We start from the raw sequence: 17,124 nt of genomic DNA on the forward strand, positions 1-17,124 counted from the left end.
GGGTCACCCGGTAGGACCACTCCCAAGTCCGCGCTTGGCGCCCCTCTTTCGGGGAAGATCTGGCAGTGACGCGGTCCAAGCCGGATCATCCGGGACGTCTTTCGACACCGAGGGAAGAGTCGTTGTCTATGCAGGTCTGGCCAGGACAGGCGTATCCCCTCGGCGCCACGTACGACGGCGCGGGGACCAACTTCGCCGTCTACTCCGAGGCCGCACGGCGCATCGAGCTGTGCCTCCTCCACGACGACGGGTCCGAGACCGCCGTCGAGCTGCGGGAGACGGACGCCTTCGTCCGCCACGCGTACCTGCCCGGGATCATGCCGGGGCAGCGCTACGGCTTCCGCGTGCACGGCCCCTACGAACCGGAGCGCGGGCGCCGCTGCAACGCGGCGAAGCTGCTGCTGGACCCGTACGCGCGGGCCATCAGCGGCAGGGTGAACTGGAACGAGGCGGTGTACGGCTACCACTTCGGCCGCCCCGACTCCCGCAACGACCTGGACTCCGCCCCGCACACCATGAGCTCGGTGGTGGTGAACCCGTACTTCGACTGGGCCAACGACCGGCCGCCGCGCCACGAGTACCACCACACCGTGCTGTACGAGGCCCACGTCAAGGGCCTGACCATGCGTCATCCGGACCTGCCCGAGGAGCTGCGCGGGACCTACGGGGCGCTCGCGCACCCGGCGGTCATCGGCCACCTCGCCAAGCTCGGGGTCACGGCGCTGGAGCTGATGCCGGTGCACCAGTTCGTCAACGACCACCGGCTGGTCAACGACGGGCTGAGCAACTACTGGGGCTACAACACGATCGGCTTCTTCGCCCCGCACAACGGCTACGCCTCGGGTGACCGCGGCCAGCAGGTGCTGGAGTTCAAGTCGGCTGTGCGGGCGCTGCACGAGGCGGGGATCGAGGTGATCCTCGACGTCGTCTACAACCACACCGCCGAAGGCAACCACCTGGGGCCGACGCTGTCCTTCCGGGGGCTGGACAACGCCTCGTACTACCGGCTGTCGGACGATCCGCGGCACTACATGGACACCACGGGCACCGGCAACTCCCTCCTGATGCGCTCCCCGCACGTGCTGCAGCTGATCATGGACTCGCTGCGCTACTGGGTCACCGAGATGCACGTGGACGGCTTCCGCTTCGATCTCGCGGCGACGCTGGCCCGGCAGTTCCACGAGGTGGACCGGCTGTCGTCGTTCTTCGACCTGGTCCAGCAGGACCCGGTGGTCAGCCAGGTGAAGCTGATCGCGGAACCGTGGGACCTGGGCGAGGGCGGCTACCAGGTGGGCAACTTCCCGCCGCTGTGGACGGAGTGGAACGGCAAGTACCGTGACACCGTGAGGGACTTGTGGCGCGGACAGCCGCGGACGCTGGCGGAGTTCGCGGGACGGCTGACCGGCTCCTCGGACCTCTACCAGGACGACGGGCGGCGCCCGCTGGCGTCCATCAACTTCACCACCTGCCACGACGGCTTCACCCTGAACGACCTCGTCTCGTACAACGAGAAGCACAACGAGGCCAACCGGGAGGGCAACCGGGACGGAGAGAGCCACAACCGGTCCTGGAACTGCGGGGTGGAGGGACCGACCGAGGATCCGGAGGTCCTGGCGCTGCGCGAGCGGCAGATGCGCAACTTCACGGCCACCCTCCTGCTGTCCCAGGGCGTGCCCATGCTCAGCCACGGCGACGAGTTCGGCCGCACCCAGGGCGGCAACAACAACGCCTACTGCCAGGACAACGAACTGTCGTGGGTGAACTGGCCGGAGCCCGGCAAACCGGCTCCGTCGCTGCTGGAGTTCACCCGGCGGATGGTGTGGCTCCGGCGCGACCACCCGGTGTTCCGGCGGCGCCGGTTCTTCCACGGCCGGCCGGTGGAGGGCACGCACGACGAGCTCTCCGACATCGCCTGGTTCACCCCGCACGGCGAGGAGATGCGGGCGCGCGACTGGCAGGCGCAGCACGCGCGGGCGCTGACCGTGTTCCTCAACGGGGAGGCGATCTCCGAGCCGGGCAGCCGCGGGGAGCGGATCACCGACGACTCGTTCCTGCTGATGTTCAACGCGGGTGCCGAGCCGCAGGACTTCACCGTTCCGCCGGGGCACGGCGCGCAGTGGCGGCTGGTGGTGGACACCTCCCGGGCCGACGTACTGCCACCCGGCACCGGGCCGCAGTACGCGGCCGGCGACCGGGTGGCGCTGACGGGGCGGTGCCTGGTGGTGCTTCAGCGGCCGGCGTAGGCGGGGTCCTGAGCCGGATGCCGGCCCGGCTCGGCGGCCGGGTCCGGCTCGGCCGACGGGCCCGGCTCGGCCGACGGGTCGGCGGGCGTACGGGCGGCGGGCACCCGGGTGACGAGGGCGAGGGTCAGGCAGAGCGCGGCCGCCCCCACGGCCACGGCGAAGGCCCCGCCGGGGCCGTAGCGCTCGGCGAGGCGCCCGGAGACGACGAGGGCCACGGCCTGCCCGGCCACCAGGCTGCTGGCGGCGAAGGCCATGGCGGTGGCGAGCCGGGCCGGTTCCACGGCCCGCTCGGTCAGCGCGAACGCGGTGATCAGGTGGGGTGCGTAGGCGGCCCCGAGCACGGTGACGACCGCGTACAGCGGCCACAGGCCGTCGGTGACCAGCAGGGGCGCCGAGAGCACGAGGGCTGCGCCGGTCGCCACCCGCCAGCGCAGCCGCAGGCCGAAGCGGGCGGGCAGCGCGCCGAGCGCGAGGCCGACGGCGGCGCTGACGACGCCCATCGCGGAGTAGACGACGGCGGCCTGGTCCGGGACGCCGAGGCGGATGGTGAGTGCGGTGATGCCGGCCTGGCAGGCGCCGAACATCACGCCCTGGAGGGCGAGGGAGCCCCGTACGGCGTGGACCACGGCGGGCGGCCGGACCCGGCTGCCCGCCCGCCGATCCCGCGCAGGGGCCCCGGGGGTGACGGAGGCGGTCGGGTGCAGGGCGAAGGCGCTGGCGAAGACGGCGACGAGCCCGACCGCACCGGCCAGGGCGAAGGCCGGGTGCGCGACCAGCGCGGCGAGCCCGACCAGGGCGGGCCCGAAGACGAAGGAGACCTCGTCGAGGGTGCCTTCGAGGGCGTGGACTGCCCCCACGACGCCCTCGTCGGCCTTGGCGCGGTGCGCCAGGGCGACGGAGCGGGTGCGCGCGAGCGGCCCGATCAGCGGCACGGAGGCGCCGGTGAGGGCGCCGACCGCGGCGAGCGGGAGCGTCGCGAGGTGGGTGAGCGCACCGGCGACCAGAGCGGCGGTGGCGACGGCGTTGACCGCGGCGGCGGCCAGGACGACGGGCCGCTGGCCGTGCCGGTCGGCGAGCCGGCCGAGGACGGGCCCGCAGAGGACCTGGCCGGTGGACAGGGCCCCTCCGACGATGCCGGCGGTGGCCAGGGAGCCGCTGGTCTGGGCGACCAGCAGGAAGCTTCCGAACTGGGACATCGCGACGGGCAGTCGGGCGAGGAAGGAGACGAGCGGAAGGAGGGGCCCGGTCAGGGCGATGACTCTTCGATAAGTGTCGACGGTTGCAACCACTTGATCGACACTAACCCGGCGCAGTCACTCGGATGCATTGGGTCATGGCACGGAATCCGGCAGGTTGGGTACGTACGTTCTCATGAGCCAGCCGCGCCCGATCCCCGCATCGGAATCTGATGTTCCGAATCCTGTCACTCCGGCGTCGACCTACCGCCTCCAACTGTGCCCGGAATTCCCCTTCGCGGCGGCCGAGGCGGCCGTGCCGTACCTCGCCTCGCTCGGCGTGTCGCACCTTCACCTCTCCCCCGTCCTGGAGGCGGTGCCCGGATCGACCCACGGGTACGACGTCACCGACCACTCCCGCGTACGGGCCGAGCTCGGCGGCGAGGCCGGTCTGCGGGCCCTGGCCGGGGCCGCCCGGGCGCACGGTCTCGGCCTGGTCCTCGACATCGTGCCCAACCACATGGCGGTACCGACGCCGCTGCGGCTGAACCGGCCGCTGTGGGAGGTGCTGCGGGACGGGCCGGGTTCGCCGTACGCACGCTGGTTCGACATCGACTGGGACGCGGGCGGCGGGCGGGTGGCGCTCCCGCTGCTCCCCGGCCCGGTGGACTCCTGCGACCTGCGGGTCGACGGCGGGGTGCTGCGCCACGGGGAGCAGGAGTTCCCGCTGCGGGAGGGGACCGCGGGCCTGCCGCTGCCGGAGCTGCTCGCCGCGCAGTGGTACCGGCCCACCTGGTGGCGGGAGACCGCGACCACGCTCAACTACCGCCGTTTCTTCACCATTTCGGAACTGATCGGGGTCCGGGTGGAGGACCCGGACGTGTTCACTGCCACCCACGCGAAGGTGCTGGAGCTGGTCCGCGACGGTGTCGCGCAGGGCCTGCGGATCGACCACGTGGACGGCCTGGCGGACCCGGAGGAGTACCTCGGCCGGCTGCGGGCCGCGGCGGGCGACGGCTGCTGGGTGGTGGTCGAGAAGATCCTGGCCCGGCACGAGCGGCTGCCGGCGGGGTGGCCGGTGGCCGGGACCACCGGGTACGACGCTCTGCACCGGGTCGACGGGGTGTTCACCGATCCGGCGGGCGCCGCCGAACTGGCCGCCCGGTACGCGGAGTCCACCGGGCTGCCGCAGTGGCCGGAGACGGCCCGCGCCTGTGCGCGGGAGGTGCTGACCGGCGACCTGGCCGCCGAACTGGGGGCGCTGGAGCGCCGGGCCGGCCCGGAACTGGCCGCCGCCGTACGCGAACTGCTGATCGCCTTTCCCGTCTACCGGCCCTATCCCGGCGAACCGGAGCTGCCGCCGCAGGCGCTGGAGCGGGCGGCCGAGCTGGCCGACCCGGCCGCGGTGGCCGGCGTACGGGAGCTGCTGCTGCGGGACCCGGCCTTCGCCGCCCGCTTCGCCCAGACCTCGGCGGCCCTGCGCGCCAAGTCCCTGGAGGACCGGGCCTTCTACCGTTACGCGCCCCTGCTGTCGGCCACCGAGGTGGGCGGGGAGCCAGGGCGTCCGGCGGTGTCGCCCGAGGAGTTCCACGCGTACTGCGCCGCGCAGGCGCGGGACTGGCCCCGGACCGGCACGGTGCTGTCCACGCACGACACCAAGCGCAGCGCGGACGTCAGGGCCCGGGTCTCGACGCTGTCCCAGGCGCCGGAGCTGATGGCCGGCCCCGACGGCCCGGCCGACGGCGAGAGCGCCCACGACCCCCACCTGGCCTGGGTGGCCCGGCAGACCGCGTTCGGGCTCGGACGGGCCCCCGATGCGGTGCCGCGCCTGGCCGACGCCCTGCTCAAGGGAGCGCGCGAGGCCGCCCTGCACACCAGCTGGACCGACCGGAACGAGGAGTACGAGACGGGCGTCCCGGGCTACGTCCCGGCCCCGCTGGACCTCCCGGCGGAGCTCGCGGAGGCGGCCCGCGCGAACCTGCTCGGCATGGCGCTGCTGCACCTCGCGATGCCGGGCGTCCCGGAGGTCTACCAGGGGGCGGAGACCGAGTACCGGGCGCTGGTCGACCCGGACAACCGGCGCCCGGCGCACCTGCCGCGCGAGGCGCTGGCGCGGCTGGACGCGGGGGCCGCCCCGCGGGGCCCGGCCGAGGAGAAGCTGGCTTTCACGGCGGCGCTGCTGCGGCTGCGCCGGGACCGGCCGGAACTCTTCCGGGGCTACGCCCCCGTCGCGGCCCGGGGTCCGGCGGCGGACCACCTGGTGGCCTTCACCCGGGCGCCGGGCCTGCTGGTGGCGGCCACCCGGCTGTCCCACCGGCTGGCGGCGGCGGGCGGCTGGCGCGACACCCGCGTGGACCTGCCGCCGGGCACGTGGACGCCGGTCCTCCCCCCGCCCGCCGACCGGGGCCGCCGCATCGGGCACAGCGGTTCAGCCGAGGTGACGGCCCTGCTGGACGACCGCCCGGTCGGTGTCTGGCTCCGCCGCTGAGGGCCCGCCGGGGGCCGGTCCCGTGGCGGTCGAGGCTGCGAGCAGCTCCGCGAAGGCCGCGGCGGCGCCGGTCAGCGGGACCGGGAGAAGACCGCCAGGCTCCGGTGCCACGCCGGGTCCAGGGAGAGCAGGACAGTCGAGGCCCACCGGCTCACGGTCACCTTCACGGACGGAGAGACGGCCGTGTACTCCTTCACCGATCTCGACGAACTCGTCCATGCCTACGCCCTGACCGTCCACCGGTCCCAGGGCAGCGAGTACCCGTACGTCATCGTCCCCATGATCAGCGCGGCCGGAATGATGCTCCTACAGCGGAACCTGCTCTACACCGCCGTCACCCGCGCCCGCCACGGTGTCATGCTCATCGGCCAGACCGAGGCCGTCGAACGAGCGGTCGCCAACAACCGCACCCAGCGCCGCAACACGGCTCTGCCCCACCGCATCGCACACCCGGTGGCCGCCGTACCGACCCCGCGAGGTCAGGCGGCCGCCGGCCAGCTCGCCCTGAGCTGACAAGCCCCTCCCGTCATCGGGGGTGGAGGATCCGCAGCTGTTTCACCGGCAGTTCCGTCTCGGGCCCCTGACGGTCCGGATCAGGCGCGCATGGCCGCGTACGCTCCGAGCCACCCTGCCGCCAGCCGATCACCGCGGGTGAAGACGGCCGCGCCGCAGCGCCCGGCCGACGAGTCGGCCGGGTCGGCCGGTGGAAGGAGCAGTGTGGTCTCCTCACCGTCGGCGACGTGCACGGTGGTGGTCACACCGTTCCACAGGCGGATCGCCGATCCGGGCGGGGCCCAGACCCGGACCGTGTCCTCCTGGAGGGCGAGGCGCGTGCCGGTCGCGCGCTCCGCGAGGAGGGCGCGGTAGCGGTCCGGGGAGAGTGCGCAGTCGCTCGGCGGGGTCGTGCCGTTCCAGTCGGGCGCGTCGACGCCGCGGGCCCGGGCCGCGTTCCACATGCGCGGGACCAGGCCGGGCGCGAGCGGGGCCGTGGCCATGCGCTCGCACATCCAGAGGAGGCGTCCGGCCCCTCGGTCGACCCCCAGCGTGCGCCAGCGGATGCGGAGCGAGAGGTCGGCGGCGACGACGGCCACCCAGGGGTGGACCGTGCCGAGTGGACCCTGCGCGCCGAGCCAGGCCAGGTAGCGCTGGGCCTCCTCCAGGATGCCGGTCATGGAGTCCACGGGGATGCCCAGGACATAGGCGGGGCGGCCGCGGAAGAGGCGCGGACGGGTCGCTGCAAGGAGCAGGACCGCGCGGGCGAGATCCCCGGCCTGTGGCCGCTGCTCGTCCTCGGCCGGCGCCGGTTCCTTCGCCGGGCCCAGCCCCCAGGGGTCGTCCGGCTCGTCGTCCGCGTGCTCGGCCTCACGCAGGACTCGGCGCAGGGCGGTCTTCGCACGCTCGGTGAACGGCGCCTGTTCGAGTACGGGCAGGCGGGTGCTGAGCAGAGTCGCGAGCAACTGCTCGGCCGTGAGCGGGTCTTCGGGTACCGGGGCCTGCCGCAGTGCCGTCGCCAGATCGTCGGCGACGCCGGCATCGACCATGAAGCGACTGGTCAGCCGCCCCAGCGCGCTGGGCTCCAGGCGGACCTCGTGGGCGGCGTCCCGCAGGCAGCCCACCTCGGCGAGGAACTGTGCCGCCTCGTGGAGGGGCTCCACGCTGTCGTGCCCCTGGTGGGCGGCGAACGTGCCGGCCCACCACCGCTCCGCCTCGTCGAGGGTCGAAACGCGCTCCTGCACGGCTTCGGCGAGCAGGTGGTCGGCCAGGTGTTCGTCCAGTCTCGACCGCACGCTGTATCCGGCGGCCAACCGGGCCTGCCAGTGGGCTCGTTCCGCCGGGTCGGTGAGCAGGAACGCCCAGCCCTCGCGCTCTCCGGCTCCGATGCGCCCGGCGCGTCCGAACATCTGCTGGACCATCGACACCTCGATGCGGTCCAGACCGATGGTGGTGTCGCTGACGATCACCGCGCGGGCGGGGAGGTTGACGCCCGCCGCGACCGTGGAGGTGGCGACGAGGATCTCCGCCTCGCGGGCACGGAAGGCCTGCTCGGCCTCCCGTTTGTACGGCCAGTCCCGGTAGTGCAGCCGCACCCCCGCCTTGGTGCACAGCCGCTCCACGGCTTCGGCGTCGTCGGCGTCCACGCCGGCGGTGGGCACGCCCCGGTCGGCGGCCATCGCGAGCGCCGTGGTCCGGACGCGGCGCTTGCTGCCGCAGAAGACGAGGACGCTGCCACCGTCCCCGGTGACCTGACGGGCGATGCGCACGGCGGCCCCGGTTCGGGCGGCGGCCCGCTTGGCCCAGTCCGTCTCGTCGACCGGGGGCAGGAGGGGCAGTTGCCAGGTGAGCCGCGTGGGCCGCCAGGTGGTGCGCACCAGGCGGGCGCCCAGCCACTGGGCGACTTCGTCCGCGTTGGCGACCGTCGCGGACAGGCCTACGATCCGGATGGCCGCGCTGTCCTCCCGTACGCGGGCGAGCAGCGCCTCCAGTACGGCTCCGCGGGCCGGATCGCCGAGCAGGTGGATCTCGTCGACCACCAGGCAGCCGACCTCCGCGAGCGCGTCCCGCAGCGAACCCGCACGGCAGATCGCCTCGAACTTCTCGGTGGTGGCCACCCACACGTCGGCCGACCGGATCAACTCCGTGTCCACGGCGGCCTCACCGGTCAGACGCACCACCCGCAGCCCACGGCGGCGCCACAGCTGGAGCTCGCGGTCGAGCTCGTCGGTGAGCGAGCGCTGCGGCACCAGCCAAGCCGCCTTGCGTCCGCGGGCGTGCGCCTCCAGCGCTGCGACCATCCCGATCGGGGTCTTTCCCGCGCCCGTCGGCGCGACCACGACCAGATGCCCGGTGCCCTCGAGCACCACCGGGACGGCAGCGGCCTGCACGGGGTTGAACGACGGGTGCGGCAGCAGCCCGGCCCACTCGGCCGGCACCAGCTCCCCGACAGGCACATACGCGTCGCCGTCGCCGTCCGGCAGCTCCTCCAGCGCGTCCCACTGGGCGGCGAAGGCGTCCCGAGCCGCCACCGCCCAGGGCCCCGGGGCGGGGGCCGCTCCGTCCGGCCCCACCGCGACCAGCTCCGCACGGCCGCCGGTGTCGGTGACCGTACCGACCTGACCGGCCTCCTCCCAGTAGCGGCTGACCCGGTACGGGACGTCCCGCCCCTTCAGCCACGCCCTCAGCGCCTCGTACTCCTGGCCTTCGGGGAGGATCACCCGCACGTCCTCGGCCGCCGTGAGCACAGCGTCGGCCGGGCGCCACGCGGGATCGGCGACCTTCCACCAGGACAAGGCCCTCTGCTCGGTCCCGTCGGGCACGACCAGGTCCTCCGGCCACGCAGGGCCGCGGTCCGCGCGTACCCCCGGAGCCCTGACGATCACGGTGACGGTACCCCCCGGCCCGTCCGGGGACGCCCCGAGGGGCACGGGCGCCCGACGGCGTCGGGCCGTCTGCCCGGCCTGGCGGGGCACGGTGTCGGTCAGCTGGTCGTACCGCTTCACCCCGAGCTCCGCGAGGGTGAAGGCGGCGGGACAGGCGGGGCAGACAAGGGCCGTGTACTGGTAGGTGCGCCCCTGGGACTCGTACGGTCTGCGCAGGGCGTGCAGTTCACCGCCGCACACGGGACAGCGGCGGTCGACGGTCTCCTCGTAGGTCCACCCCGGCTCCGCGAACCGCGCCGGAAGCTCTCCGCCCAGCGTGACTCCCCACCGCTCCTGTGCCAGGTCGGTGACCGATCCCTTCACGCCGGCCTCGTCAATGCGCATGGTGTGACTGTGACATCCCGTGATCATCCTCCGCAGCCGGTTTGGGAGGTTTCCCCGCCCACGGCCGGTGCCGCGGGTGTCTGTGCCGGCCGCGGCACGCGGCCTCCCGGGAGGCTTCGACATAGCCTTGGCCAGGGGTTTCCCCGCAGCTCCGGGGAACTGCGGGGCCCGTACAGCAGTAGGCGGCGGGCCCGGCGGGCATGGCATCCCTTGTGACTCTCCTCCGTGACATGTGCTACCCCACACCGCAGGAGCTCGGGCTGGCCGCCCGTGCGCTGGCGGACGAACACCCCGGCGAGGTCCGGCTCCGCCAGGCCGGCACCTCGCGGGCCGGGCAGCCGATCTGGGTGCTGTCGGTCGCCGCGACGGCGGCGGCCGGCCCGGTCGGCACGGCGGGCGGGGACGCCCGCAGCGTCCTCGTCGTCGCCGGAGCGCACGCCAACGAGCCCGTCGGCGGCGCCACTGCGCTCTCGCTCGCCCGCCGGCTGCTGCGCGACCCGGCGCCCCGGGCCGGGTGCGGCTGGCACTTCCTGCTCTGCGCCGACCCGGACGGCGCGGACCTGCACCGCACCCCCCGCCCGTACTCGCTCCTGGACTACCACCGGTACTTCTTCCGGCCGCCCGGTCCCGAACAGCCCGAATGGGCGCCGTCCTTACTGCCCGCGGACCGGCTGCCGCCGGAGACGCTGGCGCTGACCGCGCTCATCGACGAGCTGCGGCCCGTCCTCCAGGCCTCCCTGCACGCCACCGATCTCGGCGGTACCTGGGTGCAGCTCACGCGGGACATACCCGGCCTCGCCGAGCCGTTCGCCACATCGGCCGCCGAGCTGCGCATCCCGGTGGAGAACGGTGCCTCCGACGCCGCCGGCTGGCCCTCGCCCGGGCCCGGGATCTTCGTGATCCCGCAACCGGGCAGCGAGGCCGCCGGGGCGTTCCACCCGGAGGACACCCGGCTGAGCACCTGGTACCACGCCCACCGCTACGCCGGCACCACCGCGATCGTCGAAGTCCCCATGTGGGCCTCCGACCTGGTGGACGATCCGGCCCCGCACCCCGACCCGCGCGGCGCCCTGCGGATGCTGGCGGGGCGGCTCACGGCGGACGCCGCGCTCGTCGGCGCGGCCCGGGAGCGGGCCCGGGACGCAGGACGGGACGGCGAACGGGACGGTGACCGGGACCGTGACCGGGACGGGCCGCACCCGGGCGGCTACGAGGACCCGGCAGCGGCCCCGCTGCTGCGCGCGGTGGACTGGACGCTCGCGCTGATCCCCCGGATCACCGTCGAGTGGACCGGCGCCGGCGCCCCCACGGAGGCCACGGCTGCGTACATCGCCAGCATCGACGCCTTCGGGCGGCGGCTGTCGCTGCGCGCGGCGGCGATGCTGCTGCGGGTCCTGCGCGCCGAGGGGCATCCGGCGGCGCCCGGGCTGGACCGGCTGGTCACCGGGTGGTGCGAGGAGTTCGCGGCCCGGTTCGGGGCCCGCTGGATCCCGGTGGCCACCCAGGTGGAACACCAGTCCCGTACCGTCCTGGCCGCCTACGAAAGGCTCGTGGCGGCCGACCGCGCCACGGGCAGGGCGTAGCGGAACTTGGGGTGCGCGGCGGCGCCGAGGCGGTCGTAGAAGCGGATCGCCCCCTCGTTCCAGTCGGGGGTCTGCCACTGGACCTGCTCCAGGCCCAGCTCGCGGGCCAGCTCCGTCACGCCGTCCATCAGGGCGGTGCCGAGACCCTGGCCGCGGGCCGCCGCGGCCAGGTAGAGGCAGTCCATGTGCAGGTAGTCCCGCGCGTCCCAGAACGCGAACTCGGCCGAGCAGGCGGCGTATCCGGCGACGACGCCGTCGGAGGTCTCGGCGAGCAGCACCCACAGCCGGGAGTCCTCGGCGAACAGCCGCGGGCCGAGCCGGCTCGCGAGGTCCACGGGGCGGGGGGCCGACTTCTCGTACGCGACGTGCTCGTGGACGAGTTCGACCAGCCGGGGCAGGTCCCCGACGCGGGCACGGCGGATGACAGGCGTGTGTTCCATGACCCCATCCTGCGCGGTCGGTCCCGCCGGCCGGCGTGCGGGGGCGGGCCGGGCGGCGCCGAGATGCGCGCCGCCGGCCCCGGTGCTCAGCCTGCCGAGAGCCGGAAGCTCATGTTCCCGAAGCTGACCTGGTCCCCGTCGCGGACGACCGCGGAGCCCGTCACCCGGCGTCCGTTGACGGTGGTCCCGTTGGTGGAGCCGAGGTCCTTGAGCACCCACACCCCGTCGCGCAGGCTCAGTTCCGCGTGCATCCGGGAGACGGTCTCGTGGCTGAGCCGCAGCCCGTTGCCGGGGTCGCGGCCGATCCGCAGGGCCGCCGCGCTCGGATGCGGCAGCAGCAGCTTGGGCAGCCGCTCGGCCGCCCAGGCCCGCCGGACACCGGCGGACACCGCCGAGACCCGGCCGACCCAGCCGAACAGCCGACGGGTCCACGGGCTTTCGGCGGCCTCCCTGGTCTGGAGGTCCGCGGTCAGGACCGCGAGGTCCTCGGAACGACGGGCCACGAGGGCGAGTTCCATGCGGCGCAGGAAGGTGTCGTGGGACAGCTTGCCGAGGGCCGCGCCCTCCCTGAGCTGGCCCAGCGCACGGTCTCGCTCGGCGTCCGACAGCCGCGGCGCGGGGAAGGCAGGAAGTTCGAAACTCGACGTCACAGGGTGATTGTCGGCCCGTCGGGGGCGGAGTGTCCAGAACTCCCCCGCCACGCCCGGAATGATGTGCACGATAAGCATGCTGGACACCGCCGACAGACGAGGGGACCGCCCGTGCAGTTCGAGGTGTGGGCGCCGCTGACCGGCCGGGTCGCGCTGCGGCTCGACGACGCGACGTACGACATGGGACGCGATCCGGACCGGGACGGCTGGTGGACCGTACAGGCCCCCGCAGGGGACGGCAGCCGCTACGGCTTCCTCCTGGACGGGGACACCGCCCCTCGGCCCGACCCTCGCGGCCGGCGGCTGCCGGACGGCCCCGACGGGCTGTCGGCCGTCGTCGACTTCGAGGCCCTCGCCCCCCGGCACGCCCCGTCGCCGGGCGTCCCGCTCCAGGACGCGGTCCTGTACGAGCTCCACGTCGGCACCTTCACCCCCGAGGGCACCTTCGACGCGGCCGCGGCCCGGCTCGGCCACCTCACCGCCCTCGGCGTCACGCACGTGGAACTGATGCCGGTGTGCTCCTTCGCCGGCCGGCACGGCTGGGGCTACGACGGGGTCGCGCCCTGGGCGGTGCACGAGCCGTACGGCGGCCCGGCCGGCCTGGCCCGGTTCACGGCCGCCGCGCACGCCGCCGGGCTGGGGGTGGTCCTCGACGTGGTGCACAACCACCTCGGCCCCTCCGGCAACCACCTCCCGGCCTTCGGCCCGTACTTCACCGACACCCACCACACCCCGTGGGGCTCGGCGGTGAACCTGGACGCGCCCGGCTCCGACGAGGTGCGCGCGTACCTCGTCGACAGCGCCCTGGCCTGGCTGCGCGACTACGGCGTCGACGGGCTGCGGCTCGACGCCGTGCACGCGCTGGCCGACGGGCGGGCGCTCACCTTCCTGGAGGAACTGTCCGCGGCCGTCGACGGGCTCGCCGCGGAGACCGGCCGGCCGCTGTTCCTGATCGCCGAGTCCGACCGGTGCGACCCGCGCACCACCACCCCGCGGGCCGCTGGGGGCCTGGGCCTGCAGGCCCAGTGGAACGACGACTTCCACCACGCCCTGCACTGCGCGCTGACCGGCGAATCCCAGGCCTACTACGCCGACTTCGCCGAAGCTCCGCTGGCCGCCCTGGCCAAGACCCTGACCCGGGTCTTCTTCCACGACGGGACCTGGTCGTCCTTCCGTGGCCGCACGCACGGCCGGCCGGTGGACCACCGCCGCACCCCGGCCCACCGGTTCGTCGGCTACACCCAGACCCACGACCAGATCGGCAACCGGGCGCTCGGCGACCGGCTCTCGGCCTCCCTCTCCCCCGGACTGCTGGCCTGTGCGGCGACGGTGGCACTGACCGGGCCCTTCGTACCGATGCTGTTCATGGGCGAGGAGTGGGGCGCGCGCACTCCGTGGCAGTACTTCACCGACCACCCCGATCCGGAGCTCGCCGAGGCGGTGCGGTCCGGCCGGCGCCGCGAGTTCGCGGCGCACGGCTGGAAGGCCGAGGAGATCCCCGACCCGCAGGACCCGGCCACCCGGGACCGTTCCCGTCTGGACTGGTCGGAGCCCGAACAGCCGCTCCACGCCCGCCTGCTGGACTGGTACCGCACCCTGGTCGCGCTCCGCCGCACCCACCCGGACCTGCGCGACCCGGACCTGGCGGCGGTCCGGGTCGCCCACGACGAGGAGCGGCGCTGGCTCACCTTCCGGCGGGGCGACGTACGCGTGGCCGTGAACCTCTCCGCCGAGCCGGTGACGATCGCCCTGGGTCGCAACGGGGTACGGGTGCTGGCGTCCTGGGAGCCGCTCGAACACCCCGGCCCGGACGGGCGGATCCACCTGCCGGGCGAGTCGGCGGTGGTCCTCGGCCCCTGAGCGCGCGGGGCTATTCGACGACGGCGAGCTCGCGCGGGGCCTCGTTGAGGCGGCGGCCGCCGTCGTCGGTGACGGTCACGATGTCCTCGATGCGGACGCCGAACCGGCCCGGCAGGTACACGCCCGGCTCCACGGAGAAGCACATGCCGGGGACCAGGGGCTGTTCCTCGCCCTCGACCATGTACGGGGGCTCGTGGGTGGTGACGCCGATGCCGTGGCCGGTGCGGTGGACGAAGCGGTCGCCGTAACCGAATTCGGTGATCACGGCCCGTGCCGCCCGGTCCACCTCCTGGCAGGCGACGCCCGGCCGGACCGCCGCCACGCCCGCCTGCTGGGCCTCGCGGACGATGTCGTGGACCCGCTGCTCCTCGGCGGTGGGCTCGCCCACGTGCACCGTGCGGGAGATGTCGGAGCCGTAGCCGAAGCGCAGGCCGCCGAAGTCGAGGACCACCATGTCGCCGTGGCGGATCACACGGTCGCCGGCCTCGTGGTGCGGATCGGCCCCGTTGGGGCCTGAGCCGACGACGGTGAAGTCGACCTGCGAGTGGCCGTGCGTGCGCAGCAGGGCGGCGAGGTCTGCGGCGACGTCGGCCTCCCGGCGGCCGGCGAAGGGGAGGTGGAGGATCTGCGCGTAGGCGGCGTCCGCGGCGGCCCCCGCGGCGGCCAGGCGCTCCAGCTCCCGCGGGTCCTTCACGGCGCGGAGCATGGGCAGGCAGTTCGTCAGCGGCGCGTAGGAGGTGCCCGGCAACTCCTGCTGCAGGCCGAGGAGATGCAGGGCCCAGGTGTTGTCGCTCACCCCGAAGCGGCCGCGCAAGTCCAGCAGCGGGGCGGTCAGGGCGTACGGGTCCTTCCCGTCGGCCCAGTCCCGCAGGGTCAGCGCGGCGGCTGCGGGCGCCTTGGCCGCGTCGGGTGCCTCCAGGGCGGGCACGACGAGCACCGGGTCCTTCCCGGCGGCCAGGACGAGGAGGGTCAGCCGTTCGGTCTCGGCGGTGGGCCGGTATCCGGTGAGGTGGGTGAGGTCGGGGCCGGGGGCGATGAGCAGCCCGGCGAGCCCCGCGTCGGCGGCGCTCCGCGCGGCAGCGGTCATGCGGGCGGCGTAGTCGGCCGCGGTGAAGGGGGCGGGGCCGGCGGCGTCGGTGTCATCGGTCATACGGGGGATCCTGCCGTGAGCCGTGCGGCCAGGGCAGCGGCCGCGCCGGTCGGGGCGCCGGGCGAGAGCAGTTCCGTACGGTGCACCAGGCGCGGGGCGGACAGCGGTACGGCCACTCCCGCGCCGGCGGCCCCGGCGATGCGGCGCGGCAGGAGCGCCAGGCCGTGCCCGGCGGCGGCCAGCGCGCAGAGGGCGTGCACGTCGGTGCCCTCGTAGCGGACGGAGGCGCGGGCGGCGGTGAGCGGCAGGCCGACGCCGGGGGCGTCGATCCAGCGGGCGTCGGCGAGGTCGTCCAGGCGGACGGCGGACCGCCCGGCGAAGGGGTGCCCGGCGGGCAGCAGCACGGCCAGTTCCTCCTCCCCGGCGCCCCTCACGGTGAGCGGTGCCACGTCGGGCAGTCGCAGCGGGTCGCTCGGGGCGGCCGGGCCGTCGACCAGCCCGAGGTCGCAGCCGCCGGTGGCCACGGCGGCGGGCACCTCGGCCGGGGGCAGCACGCGCAGGGTGACCCCGGTGGCGGGCAGGGCGGCGAGCAGTCGCGGGCCCACGGCGAGCGGGGACGCGGCGAGCGTGACGCTCCCGGGCGGGGCGGCGGCCAGCCGCAGTACGTCGGCCCGCGCGGCGTCGAGCCGCAGCAGCAGCGGCCCGGCGTGCTCCAGCAGCCGCACCCCGGCCGGGGTCGGTGTGACGGGCCGGCGGGTCAGGAGCTCCGCCCGCAGGTCCCCTTCCAGCGCGGCGATGTGCTGGGAGACGGCGGACTGGGTGTAGCCCAGCTCGCGGGCGGCGCCGGAGAAGGAGGCCAGCCGGGCCACGGTGACGAAGGTGCGGAGCAGGTGCGGATCCATGGTCATCAGGGTTGCTTATGACAGGTGCACGAACAATCGTTGGCGCTGAAGCAGGGGGCGGTCACAAGATGGTCCACATGACCACCGAACACACCGCGCACGCGGGGGTGGCGCGGGTCGCCCTGGTAGGCGACCGCTCCCCGCACGTGAAGTCCCACACCCGGATCCCGCTCCTCCTCGACGCCCTCGCCACCCGTGAGGGGCTCGTCCTCGACGCCTACTGGATCCCCACCGCCGACGCCGCGGCCGAGGCAGCCGCCGGGACCCTGGCCGGCTTCGACGCCGTGTGGGTGCTGCCGGGCAGCCCGTACGCCAGCGAGGCCGGGGCACTGGCCGCGATCCGGGTGGCCCGCGAGGAGGGCATCCCCTTCCTCGGGACGTGCGGCGGCTTCCAGCACACGCTGCTGGAGTACGCCCGGACGGTGTGCGGGCTGGCGGGCGTCGCGCACGCCGAGAACGACCCCGGGGCGGCGGACCCGCTGATCGCCCCGCTCGCGTGCTCGCTCGTCGGCCACGAGGGGCTGGTGCGGGCCGAGCCCGGGTCGCTCGCCGAGGCCGCGCTCGGCGCGGAGCGGTCCATGGAGCGCTACCACTGCAACTACGGGCCCGCCCCGCGACACCTGCCGGCCCTCACCGCGCACGGGCTGCGGCTGTCGGGCCACGACGGGGACGGGCAGGTGCGCATCGCGGAGCTGCCCGGGCACCCCTTCTTCCTGGCCACGCTCTTCCAGCCGGAGCTCCAGGGGGACGGGACCAGGCCCCACCCGATCATCAGGGCGCTCGCCGTCGCGGCCGTCGCGCACGCCGCCGGACGGTCCGGCGGGGTCACGGCCAGGCTCGCCGCCACCCTGGCCTCGAGCCGCTCGGCCGGATAACGCGTCGCAGGACCACCCGGCAGATCGGCTATGCTGTGCATGCACATCGAACGGGTG

At 74.7% G+C, this 17,124-nt stretch carries 12 protein-coding genes; 6 read left to right on the forward strand and 6 right to left on the reverse strand.

What is annotated here, in order from left to right; genetic code table 11:
* Positions 1-128: 128 nt before the first annotated feature.
* The gene (gene glgX, locus ACZ3X1_RS31815; protein WP_356813551.1) at positions 129-2,243 is read left to right on the forward strand and encodes a glycogen debranching protein GlgX; all 2,115 of its coding nucleotides are present in this window, start codon (positions 129-131) and stop codon (positions 2,241-2,243) included.
* Here glgX and ACZ3X1_RS31820 read toward each other — a convergent pair.
* The gene (locus tag ACZ3X1_RS31820; protein WP_467282295.1) at positions 2,228-3,532 is read right to left on the reverse strand and encodes an MFS transporter; all 1,305 of its coding nucleotides are present in this window, start codon (positions 3,530-3,532) and stop codon (positions 2,228-2,230) included. The genes glgX and ACZ3X1_RS31820 overlap by 16 nt on opposite strands.
* Before the next feature lie 82 nt (positions 3,533-3,614).
* Between ACZ3X1_RS31820 and treY the strand changes: the two genes are divergently transcribed.
* Together treY and ACZ3X1_RS31830 are read left to right on the forward strand one after the other, a co-directional pair.
* Complete coding sequence (gene treY / locus ACZ3X1_RS31825; RefSeq protein WP_467282297.1) at positions 3,615-5,906, forward strand: malto-oligosyltrehalose synthase; 2,292 nt, start codon at positions 3,615-3,617, stop codon at positions 5,904-5,906.
* A 183-nt stretch (positions 5,907-6,089) separates the two neighbouring features.
* A complete protein-coding gene (locus ACZ3X1_RS31830) occupies positions 6,090-6,419 on the forward strand; it encodes an ATP-binding domain-containing protein (RefSeq protein ID WP_467282301.1) in 330 nt (109 codons plus the stop codon).
* 80 nt (positions 6,420-6,499) lie between these two features.
* Here the strand turns inward: ACZ3X1_RS31830 and ACZ3X1_RS31835 are convergent, their stop codons facing one another.
* Complete coding sequence (locus ACZ3X1_RS31835) at positions 6,500-9,667, reverse strand: DEAD/DEAH box helicase (protein ID WP_467282304.1); 3,168 nt, start codon at positions 9,665-9,667, stop codon at positions 6,500-6,502.
* A gap of 230 nt (positions 9,668-9,897) precedes the next feature.
* On the opposite strand from ACZ3X1_RS31835, the gene ACZ3X1_RS31840 reads away from it, so the two are divergent.
* Positions 9,898-11,250, forward strand: a complete 1,353-nt coding sequence (locus ACZ3X1_RS31840) for a M14 family zinc carboxypeptidase (RefSeq protein ID WP_362632630.1) — start codon at positions 9,898-9,900, stop codon at positions 11,248-11,250.
* Here the strand turns inward: ACZ3X1_RS31840 and ACZ3X1_RS31845 are convergent.
* Positions 11,205-11,690 (reverse strand): GNAT family N-acetyltransferase, encoded by a 486-nt coding sequence (locus tag ACZ3X1_RS31845; RefSeq protein WP_467282308.1) that lies wholly within the window; start codon positions 11,688-11,690, stop codon positions 11,205-11,207. The two genes, ACZ3X1_RS31840 and ACZ3X1_RS31845, sit on opposite strands and share 46 nt — an antisense overlap.
* An 86-nt stretch (positions 11,691-11,776) precedes the next feature.
* Complete coding sequence (locus ACZ3X1_RS31850; protein ID WP_356813543.1) at positions 11,777-12,340, reverse strand: DUF1707 and FHA domain-containing protein; 564 nt, start codon at positions 12,338-12,340, stop codon at positions 11,777-11,779.
* A gap of 111 nt (positions 12,341-12,451) precedes the next feature.
* On the opposite strand from ACZ3X1_RS31850, the gene treZ reads away from it, so the two are divergent.
* The gene (gene treZ, locus ACZ3X1_RS31855; protein WP_467282311.1) at positions 12,452-14,200 is read left to right on the forward strand and encodes a malto-oligosyltrehalose trehalohydrolase; all 1,749 of its coding nucleotides are present in this window, start codon (positions 12,452-12,454) and stop codon (positions 14,198-14,200) included.
* Between the two features lie 10 nt (positions 14,201-14,210).
* Here treZ and ACZ3X1_RS31860 read toward each other — a convergent pair whose 3' ends face one another.
* Both ACZ3X1_RS31860 and ACZ3X1_RS31865 read right to left on the reverse strand, forming a co-directional pair.
* A complete protein-coding gene (locus ACZ3X1_RS31860; protein ID WP_467282313.1) occupies positions 14,211-15,350 on the reverse strand; it encodes a M24 family metallopeptidase in 1,140 nt (379 codons plus the stop codon).
* Positions 15,347-16,192 (reverse strand): LysR family transcriptional regulator, encoded by an 846-nt coding sequence (locus ACZ3X1_RS31865; RefSeq protein ID WP_356813577.1) that lies wholly within the window; start codon positions 16,190-16,192, stop codon positions 15,347-15,349. The genes ACZ3X1_RS31860 and ACZ3X1_RS31865 overlap by 4 nt, the downstream gene beginning before the upstream one ends.
* Before the next feature lie 77 nt (positions 16,193-16,269).
* Between ACZ3X1_RS31865 and ACZ3X1_RS31870 the strand changes: the two genes are divergently transcribed.
* Entirely contained in the window at positions 16,270-17,067 is a 798-nt protein-coding gene (locus ACZ3X1_RS31870; protein ID WP_467282315.1) for a CTP synthase C-terminal region-related (seleno)protein, read from the forward strand.
* The last annotated feature ends 57 nt before the right edge of the window (positions 17,068-17,124 follow it).

It is taken from the genome of Streptomyces sp. NPDC023541, from assembly GCF_055559995.1.

Excerpts from the sequence above, each read along its gene's own strand:
- glgX (WP_356813551.1), top strand. The coding sequence starts at position 129 with ATGCAGGTCTGGCCAGGACAGGCGTATCCCCTCGGCGCCACGTACGAC.
- treY (WP_467282297.1), top strand. The coding sequence starts at position 3,615 with ATGAGCCAGCCGCGCCCGATCCCCGCATCGGAATCTGATGTTCCGAAT.
- ACZ3X1_RS31835 (WP_467282304.1), bottom strand. The coding sequence starts at position 9,667 with ATGCGCATTGACGAGGCCGGCGTGAAGGGATCGGTCACCGACCTGGCA.
- ACZ3X1_RS31840 (WP_362632630.1), top strand. The coding sequence starts at position 9,898 with ATGTGCTACCCCACACCGCAGGAGCTCGGGCTGGCCGCCCGTGCGCTG.
- ACZ3X1_RS31845 (WP_467282308.1), bottom strand. The coding sequence starts at position 11,690 with ATGGAACACACGCCTGTCATCCGCCGTGCCCGCGTCGGGGACCTGCCC.
- ACZ3X1_RS31860 (WP_467282313.1), bottom strand. The coding sequence starts at position 15,350 with ATGACCGATGACACCGACGCCGCCGGCCCCGCCCCCTTCACCGCGGCC.
- ACZ3X1_RS31865 (WP_356813577.1), bottom strand. The coding sequence starts at position 16,192 with ATGGATCCGCACCTGCTCCGCACCTTCGTCACCGTGGCCCGGCTGGCC.
- ACZ3X1_RS31870 (WP_467282315.1), top strand. The coding sequence starts at position 16,270 with ATGACCACCGAACACACCGCGCACGCGGGGGTGGCGCGGGTCGCCCTG.